General features: G+C 73.4%; 2 protein-coding genes. Both read right to left on the bottom strand.

Features of this window, described 5'->3' with window-relative positions; all coding sequences use genetic code 11:
- Window positions 1-6515: type I polyketide synthase (locus tag HG542_RS33370; RefSeq protein ID WP_171088123.1), on the bottom strand; the 6515-nt coding region annotated here is incomplete at its 3' end.
- A gap of 44 nt (window positions 6516-6559) precedes the next feature.
- The coding region (locus HG542_RS33365; RefSeq protein WP_171088121.1) for a type I polyketide synthase at window positions 6560-9542 on the bottom strand (2983 nt) is incomplete at its 5' end.

The following is a 9542-nucleotide window of genomic DNA, read 5'->3' as shown; positions in this document are numbered from 1 at the left end:
GCGCGCGCCGACACCAGCTTCGCCGCATCGGCCAGCGACAGCACACCCGCCACATGCGCGGCAGCAATCTCGCCCACCGAGTGACCCGCGACGTAATCGGGCCGGACGCCCCAGGACTCCAGCAGCCGGAACAGCGCCACCTCGATCGCGAACAGGGCGGGCTGCGTGCACCCGGTCTCGTTCAACGACTCGGCGTCGACGTCCACCGGCGCGTCCAGGTGAGCGCAGACGGCGTCGTATGCGTCCGCGAAAGCCGGGAAGGCCGCGTACAGCTCCCGTCCCATACCCAGGCGTTGCGAGCCCTGACCGGAGAAGAGGAAGCCGGTCTTGCCGCCGGAGCGGGCGCGGCCCAGCACCACGTTCGCCGCCGGCTCACCGGCCGCGAGGGCGGACAGTGCCCGCAGGAGTTCGTCCCGGCTCTGTGCCATGAGCACGGCGCGGTCCTCGAACGCCTCGCGGGAGGCGAGCGAGAGGCCGATGTCGGAAGCGGCCCAACTGCTCCGCACGTCAAGGTGGTCGGCCAGCCGGGCAGCTTGCGCGCGCAGGGCCTGCTCGCCCTTGCCCGACAGGACCCACGGCACGACCGCACCGGAGTCCGGCGTGGCCGGAAGCTCCGCCGGGGCGGGGGCCTGCTCGATGATGGTGTGGGCGTTGGTGCCGCTGACACCGAAGGACGAGATACCCGCCCGGCGCGGCCGCTCCGACTCCGGCCACTCCACGGCCTCGGTCAGCAGCTGCACGGCGCCCGCCGACCAGTCCACGTGCGGGGTCGGCTCGTCGACGTGCAGCGTCTGCGGCAGCATGCCGTGCTGCATCGCCATGACCATCTTGATGATGCCCGCCACACCCGCAGCGGCCTGCGTGTGACCGATGTTGGACTTCAACGATCCCAGCCACAGGGGCTGTTCGCGGTCCTTGCCGTAAGTGGCGAGCAGCGCCTGCGCCTCGATCGGGTCGCCGAGGGTGGTGCCCGTGCCGTGCGCCTCGACCACGTCCACGTCCGTGGACGCGAGGCCGGCGGACGCCAGAGCCTCCCGGATGACGCGCTGCTGTGCCGGACCGTTCGGCGCGGTCAGGCCGTTCGAGGCGCCGTCCTGGTTCACCGCGCTGCCGCGGACCACGGCCAGCACCTGGTGGCCGTTGCGCACGGCGTCGCCGAGCCGCTCCACGAGGATCATGCCCGCGCCCTCGGACCAGCCGGTGCCGTCGGCCCCGGCCGCGAAGGCCTTGCAACGGCCGTCGGGCGACAGACCGCGCTGGCGGCTGAACTCCACGAACACCTGGGGGCTCGCCATGACCGTCACGCCGCCGGCCAGCGCCATCGTGCATTCACCGCTGCGCAGCGACTGAATTGCCAGGTGCAGCGCGACGAGCGACGACGAGCACGCCGTGTCGATCGTGACCGCCGGGCCCTCCAGACCGAAGGTGTAGGCCACCCGTCCGGAGACGACGCTGGACGCGCCGCCGACCAGCCGGTGCCCTTCGACGCCTTCCGGTGTGCGGCGCACGTCGGCGCCGTAGCCCTGGTAGGCCATGCCGACGAACACGCCGGTCCGGCTGCCCCGTACCTGTGCGGGGGTCAGACCGGCCCGCTCGAAGACCTCCCACGAGGTCTCCAGCAGCACCCGCTGCTGCGGGTCCATGGCCAGGGCCTCGCGCGGCGAGATGCCGAAGAAGGCGGCGTCGAAGTCGGTGGCGTCGTAGAGGAAGCCGCCGTCGCGCGCGTAGGTCTTGCCGACACGCTCGGGGTCGGGGTCGTAGAGGTTGTCGGTGTCCCAGCCGCGGTCGGCCGGGAACTCGGAGATGGCGTCCCCGCCGGAGGCCACGAGGTCCCACAGCTGCTCGGGCGAGTCGACCCCGCCGGGCAGGTGGCAGCTCATCGCCACGATGGCGATGGGCTCGTCGTCGGCAGCTGCCGTACGCCCGGCCGGCACTGCGGCGGCGGCCTGCGCGCCGAGGAGTTCGGTCTGCAGGAAGTGGGCGAGGGCGGCGGCGTTGGGGTAGTCGAAGACCAGGGTGGGCGGCAGCGCGAGGCCGGTCGCCGTGTTGATCCTGTTGCGGAGTTCGACGGCGGTCAGCGAGTCGAAGCCGAGGTCCTTGAACGCCCGGTCCGGCTCCACGTCCGCTGCCGAGGCGTGGCCCAGCACGGCGGCGACCTGCGCGCGGACGAGACCGAGCAGGGTCTCGGCACGCTCGGTCTCGGGCAGTCCGGCCAGTTGGGCCGCGAGGGGCGCGGCGCCCGCGGTGTCGTCGGCCGTCGCGGCGGCGCCGGCGCGGCGCACCTCGGGCAGCTCGGACAGCAGGGGGCTCGGGCGGCTGAGCGTGAACGGTCCGATGAACCGTTCCCAGTCCATGTCGGCCACGACGACGGCGGTTTCGTCGCAGTCCAGCGCACGCTGCACCGCGGTGACGGCGAGCGCGGCGGGCAGGGTGAGGACGCCGCGGCGGCGCAGCTGTTCCTCGTCGTCGTCGGTGACCATGCCGCCGTCGGCCCAGGGGCCCCAGGCGATGGCGGTGGCGGTCAGGCCCCTGGCCCTGCGCTGTGCGGCGAGGCCGTCGAGGTGGGCGTTGGCGGCCGCGTAGGCGGTCTGGAGTCCGCTGCCCCACACGCCGGCGATGGAGGAGAAGAGGACGAAGGCGTCCAGCTCCTGCTCGCCCAGCAGTTCGTCCAGGTGCGTGGCGCCGCCGGTCTTCGCCGCCATGGTGCGGGCGAAGTCGGCCTGGGTCAGCTCGCCGAAGGGGGCGAACTGCTCGACGCCCGCCGCGTGGAAGACGGCGGTGAAGGTGTGCTCGGCGAGCAGTGTGGCCACCGCGTCACGGTCGGCGACATCGCACGCCGCGAGGCTGACGGACGCACCCAACTGCTCCAGTTCCGCCTGGAGTTCGACGGCGCCGGGCGCGTCGGCGCCGCGGCGGCTGGTGAGCACGAGGTGCTCGGCGCCGTTGCGCGCCAGCCAGCGGGCGATGTGACCGCCCAGCGCACCGGTGCCACCGGTGATCAGTACGGTGCCGCGCGGCGTCCACGGGCGGCCGGTGCCGCTCCGGGCGTGGGTCAGCCGGGCGGCGAACACGCCGGAGGTGCGGACGGCGACCTGGTCCTCGGCCGACCCGGCGGCCTGGTTCAGGACGGCGGCGATACGGCCGGTGGCGCGCTCGTCGACGGTCTCGGGCAGGTCGATCAAACCGCCCCAGAGCGACGGCTGTTCGAGGGCCAGGGCCCGGCCGAAGCCCCACACCTGGTTCTGTACCGCGCTGAGCGGCGCGTCGTCCGAGCGGCCGGTGGCGGCGGCGCCGCGGGTGGCGCACCACAGGGGCGCGTCGATGCCCGCGTCGCCGAGCGCCTGGGCGAGAGCCACGGTCAGGGCGAGGCCGCGGGAGACCGCCGGGTGCTCGGCCGAGGCGCTCTCGTCGACTGCGAGCAGGGACAGCACGCCGGCCACCGGGTCGGTTCCGGCGAGCGCGCCGGCCAGGGACTGCCGGTCGGCGTCCGCGCCGACCGGCAGCGGGATCAGCTGTGCGCCGCGCGCGGCGAGCCCTGCGCGGACCGTCTCGGCCCACGCGTCGCCCTCGGGCGCCACGAAGAGCCACGTGCCGGACAACTCCGCGGCGGGCAGACCGCTGAGCGGCTGCCAGACCGACCGGTAGCGCCAGCCGTCCACGACGGACTGCTCCTTGCGCTGCCGGCGCCACGCGGACAGCTTCGGGACCACGACGTCCAGCTCTTCGGCGCTCAGCCCCAGCGTGGCGGCGAGCGACTGGACGTCCTCGCGCTCGACGCCCGCCCAGAACTCGGCGTCGACCGCGTCCACGACGGCCGTCTCGGCGTCGGGCTTCTCCATCCAGAAGCGCTGCTGCTGGAAGGCGTAGGTGGGCAGGTCGACCTTCCGCGCACCCGGGAAGAGGGCCTGCCAGTTCAACGGGACGCCGTGCACGTGCAGTTCGGCGAGTGCGGTGGTGATCGCCTGCCGCTCGGGGCGGTCGGCCCGCAGGACGGGGATGGTGACGGCCTCGTCGAGGCAGCCCTGCGTCATGCCGCTGAGGACGCCACCGGGGCCGATCTCCACGAAGGTGGTCACGTCCAGGTCGTGCAGGGTCCGGATGCCGTCGGCGAAACGGACCGCCTCGCGGACATGCCGGACCCAGTACTCGGCGGAGTACGACTCCGCCAGCGCGCCGGTCAGGTTGGAAACGACCGGGATCTGCGGCTCGTTGAACGTCAGGTCACGCACGACCGCCGCGAACTCGTCCAGCATCGGATCCATCAGCGGCGAATGGAACGCGTGGCTGACCTTCAGCCGGGACGTCTTACGACCCTGCTGGGCGAACACCTCCGCAATCGCCGTCACCGCATCCTCGGCACCGGAAATCACCACGGACTGCGGCCCGTTGATAGCGGCGATGCCCACCTGGTCGGTGAGGTGCGGCAGGACCTCCTCTTCCGTGGCCTGCACGGCCACCATCGCGCCGCCCGCAGGCAGTGCCTGCATCAGCGCGGCGCGCGCCGACACCAGCTTCGCCGCATCCTCCAGCGACAGCACACCCGCCACATGCGCGGCAGCAATCTCACCCACCGAATGCCCGGCCACGTAATCCGGCCGCACACCCCACGACTCCAACAACCGGAACAGCGCCACCTCGATCGCGAACAACGCAGGCTGCGTCATGCCCGTCCGGTGCAGCTCCTCCGAGTCGACGTCCAACGTCACCCCGAGCTGCGCACACACCTCGTCATACGCCGCCGCAAACACCGGGTACGCCGCATACAGCTCCCGGCCCATGCCCAGCCGCTGCGACCCCTGCCCCGAGAACAGGAAGCCGACCTTGCCGCCGAGGCGGGCAACTCCTTCGACCACGGCGGCGGACGGGGTGCCTGAGGCCAAAGCACGTACGCCCTCGGTGAGTTCCTCCAGGGTCTCGCCGACGACCGCTGCCCGGCGGTCCCAGGCGGCGCGCGTGGTGGCGAGGGAGAAGCCGACGTCGGCCGGCGACAGTCCGGTCCCGTCCTCCACGAACGACAGCAGCCGCTCCGCCTGCGCCCGCAGTGCGGCCGCACTCTTCGCCGACAGCACCCATGTCAACGCACCGGCGACGGGGGCCGCTTGCGGCTCCTCGGCCGGCTCCTCCTCCAGCGGCGGGGCCTGCTCGATGATCGTGTGCGCGTTGGTGCCGCTGACGCCGAAGGACGAGACCGCCGCCCGGCGCGGGTGGTCCGTCTCCGGCCACCCCACGGCCTCGGTCAGCAGCCGGACGCCGCCGGCCGACCAGTCGACCTGCGGGGTCGGCTCGTCCACGTGCAGCGTCTGCGGCAGCACGCCGTGGCGCATCGCCATCACCATCTTGATCACACCGGCGACGCCGGAAGCCGCCTGCGTGTGACCGATGTTGGACTTGACCGAGCCCAGCCACAGCGGCTGGTCACCGGGGTGTTCCTGACCGTAGGTGGCGAGCAGCGCCTCCGCCTCGATCGGGTCGCCGAGGGTGGTGCCGGTGCCGTGTGCCTCGACCGCGTCGATCTGGGAGGCGGTGAGCCGGGCGTTCTCCAGGGCCTGCTGGATCACGCGTACCTGTGACGGACCGTTCGGTGCGGTCAGGCCGTTGGAGGCGCCGTCCTGGTTGACGGCGCTGCCGCGGATGACGGCGAGGACCTCGTGGCCGAGGCGGCGGGCGTCGGACAGGCGCTCCAGCAGGAGCACGCCGACGCCTTCGGACATGGCGGTGCCGTCGGCGGTCGAGGAGAACGCGCGGATGCGGCCGTCGGGCGACAGGCCGCGCTGTGCGCTGAACGCGAGGAACGTGTTCGGCGTGGCCATGACGGTCACACCGCCGGCCAGGGCGAGCGAGCACTCGCCCTGGCGCAGGGCCTGGGCGGCCAGGTGCAGGGCCACCAGCGAGGACGAGCACGCGGTGTCCACCGTGACGGCCGGGCCTTCGAGGCCGAACGTGTAGGAGATGCGGCCGGAGACGACGGCCGCGGTGTTCGCGGTGACGAGGTGGGCCTCGACCTCCTCGTCACCGTGCCGCTGGAGGTAGGCGTGGTCCTGGCCGTTGGTGCCGACGAACACGCCGGTGCGGGTGCCGTGGGCGGCGGCCGGGTCGATGCCCGCCCGTTCGAAGGCCTCCCAGGAGGTCTCCAGCAGCAGCCGCTGCTGGGGGTCCATGGCCAGGGCCTCGCGGGGGGAGATCCCGAAGAACGCGGGGTCGAAGTCGGCCGCGTCGTGCAGGAAGCCGCCGTCGCGCACATAGGTCCGGCCGCTGCGGCCGGGTTCGGGGTCGTAGAGCGCGTCCATGTCCCAGCCGCGGTCGGCGGGGAAGGCCGTCACGGCGTCGCCGCCCGAGGAGACGAGCCGCCACAGGTCCTCGGGCGAGCCGACCCCGCCCGGGTAGCGGCAGGACATCCCGACGATGGCGATGGGCTCGGTGTCCTTCGCCTCCAGCTCACCCAACTGCCTGCGGGTGTGGCGCAGGTCCACCATCACGCGCTTGAGGTAGTCCCTGAGCTTGTCGTCGTTCGACATGTGTTTTACGTCCTCGGTTGCAGTGCGTGAAGAGTGAGAAGGGTTTAGAGAGACCCGAGCTCTTGGTCGATGAGGTCGAACATCTCGTCGTCGGTGGCGGCGTCGAACCGGTCGAGGTCGATGTCGGAGGGGCCGGTGTCCGTGGCGGCCGCCGCGGTGTCCTGGTGGGAGTCGGTCCACTTCCAGAGGAGCGACTTCAGCCGGGCGGTGACCTTGTCCCGGTCCCCGCCGTCCAGGGCGGCCGCGGCGAGCTGTGCCTCCAGCCGGTCCAGGTCGTCGAAGACCGGCGGGGTCTCGGCGGCCAGGTCGAGGACCAGTTCCTTGTGCAGCAGCCGGGCGATCGCGACCGGGTTGGGGTGGTCGAAGACGAGCGTGGGCTTCAGCCGGAGTCCGGTCGCCGCGTTGAGCCGGTTGCGGAGTTCGACGCTGGTCAGGGAGTCGAAGCCGATGGTCCGGAAGGCGGTGGCGGGTTCGATCGTGGCCGTGCTCGCGAGTCCCAGTGCGGCGGCCGCCTGGCTGCGCACCAGGTCCAGCAGCACCTTCTCCTGGTCGGCTTCGGACATTCCGGCCAGCCTGCGGGCCAGGGCGGGAGTGCGGCCGGCGGCCGCGGCCTCCTCGGGTGCGGCGCCGGTGTCCGGTACGAGTCCGCGGAAGACCGCGGGCATCATGCCGGTGCGGGCCATGGAGCGCAGTCCCGGGAAGTCCAGCCGGACGGGCACGACGACCGGCTCGTCCAGGGTGAGGGCGAGGTCGAAGAGGGCCAGTCCCTCGGCGGAGGTGAAGGGCACCACGCCGGCCCGGCCCATGCGGTTGCGGTCGGCCTCGGTGATCCGGTCGCCCATGCCGCCGTTGTCCGTCCACAGGCCCCACGCCAGCGAGGTGCCGGGCAGGCCCTCGGCGCGGCGCTGCCGTGCCAGGCCGTCCAGGAAGGCGTTGCCGGCCGCGTAGTTGGCGGCACCGGCGCTGCCCAGGACTCCGGCGAGGGAGGAGAAGAGGACGAACGCGGAGAGGTTCAGGTCCCTGGTCAGCTCGTGCAGGTTCAGCGCGCCGTCGACCTTGGGCCGCAGCACGGTGTCGAGGCGCTCCGGGGTCAGGGCGGTGATCACGCCGTCGTCCAGGGCGCCCGCCGCGTGCACGACGGCCACGAGCGGGTGTTCGGCCGGGATCGAGGCCAGGAGCGCCGCGGCGGCGTCCCGGTCCGCGATGTCGCAGGCGGCCACGTCAACGTGGGCGCCCAACTCGGTGAGTTCGGCGCGGATTTCGCCGATGCCCTCGGCGGCCGGACCCCGGCGGCTGACCAACAGGAGCCTCCGCGCGCCGCGTTCGGCGACGAGGTGCCGGGCGAGCGAGAGCCCGAGGCCGCCGGACGCGCCGGTGAGCAGCACCGTGCCCTGCGGGTCCCAGGTGTGCCCGGGGGTTTCCTCGGGCGGGGTGATCCGGTCGAGGCGCGGTACGAACACCGTGCCGCCGCGCACCGCCGCCTGCGGCTCGTCCAGGCCGGCGAGCGCGGCGAGGGCGGGGCCGGGTATGCCGTCCGTGGCCGGCATGTCCGTGTCCACGAGCAGCAGCCGGTCCGGGTGTTCGGCCTGGGCGGACTTCACCAGGCCGGCCAGTGCGACGTGCGCGAGGTCCGGGGCCGGGCCGTCGAGGGCGACGGCCCCGCGGGTCACCACGACGAGCTTCGCGTCGGTGAACCGCTCGTCGGCGACCCATTCCTGGACGACCGCGAGCACGTCGGTCAGCAACTTCCGCGTCGCTGCGGCGGCGTCGCCCTCGCTCGGAGGGCAGGGCAGGAGCACATGGGCGGGCAGGGGCGCACCGCCGTCCACGGCCTGGCGGAGCGCGTCGATGCCGGGGAAGGGGCCGTCACCGCCGAGAACCACCGCGTCGGGCTGGGCGGACGAGGCGGCGGGGCCGGTGTGTTCGACCCAGTCGACCTCGAACAGCCAGTCCTGGTTCAGTGCGCGTGCCGCCAGCACCTGCTGCGGCGACACGGGCCGCGTCCGCAGGGACGCCACCGAGGCGACCGGGGCACCGTCGGCGCCGGCCAGTTCGACCGCCACCGCGTCACCGTCGGCAGGACGGATCCGGATGCGCACGGTCCCGGCTCCCGGGGCGTGCACGGAGACGCCGCTCCAGGCGTGGGGCAGGAGCACCTTGCCGGGTTCGCCGGTGCCGGCCGATGCCAGGGTCTCCAGGACGGTGTCCAGCAGGACGGGGTGCAGGCCGTACCGGTCCGCCCGTTCCCGCTCCGTGCCGGACAGCGCGGCCTCGGCGTACAGCTCGTCCCCGACGCGCCAGGCGGCGCGCAGGCCCGGGTGGTCCGTCACGTCCATCGGCTCGGCGTCCGCGGGCGGCCAGATCATCATGTCGAAGCCGGCGGCCGGAACGTTTCGGGCGAGCTCCCCGGTGACGTGGCAGACCCACGGCTCGTCGCCGCTGCCGACGGCCCGGCTGTAGATCCGCACCGCCCGCCGGCCGTCGTCCTGGCCCGCGCCGACCTGCACCTGGAGACGGACCGCGCCCTGGTGCGCCAGCACCAGCGGGGCCGCCACGTCCAGCTGCTCCAGGTGCGGGAACCCGGCCTGCCGGCCCGCGCAGAGCGCGAGTTCGACGAACGCGGCGACCGGGAGCACCGGCACTCCGGCGACCGTGTTCTCCACGGTCCAGGGGAGGTGGGCCGGGGACAGCTGACCGGTGAACAGCATCTCCTGTCCCCCGGCCGTCTCGACCACCGCGCCGAGCAGGGGGTGCCCGGAGGAGTCCAGGCCCGCCGAGGACACGTCGAGGGCTGCCGTGCCTTCGAGCCAGAAGCGCTCGCGCTGGAAGGCGTAGGTGGGCAGGGCGACCTTCCGCGCACCGGGGAAGAGCGTCCGCCAGTCCGGGGAGACGCCGTGCGTGTGCAGCTGCGCGACAGCGGTGACGATCGCCTGCGGCTCGGGGCGGTCGGCGCGCAGCACCGGGACAGTGACGGCGTCGTCGATGCAGCCCTGCGCCAGAGCGCTCAGGACGCCGCCGGGGCCGATC

The sequence above is a fragment of the Streptomyces morookaense genome, assembly GCF_013030945.1.
GTDB lineage: Bacteria > Actinomycetota > Actinomycetes > Streptomycetales > Streptomycetaceae > Streptomyces > Streptomyces morookaensis.
The sequence above is the reverse complement of the archived record's forward strand: the minus strand, read 5'-3'. Positions and strand labels throughout refer to the sequence as shown.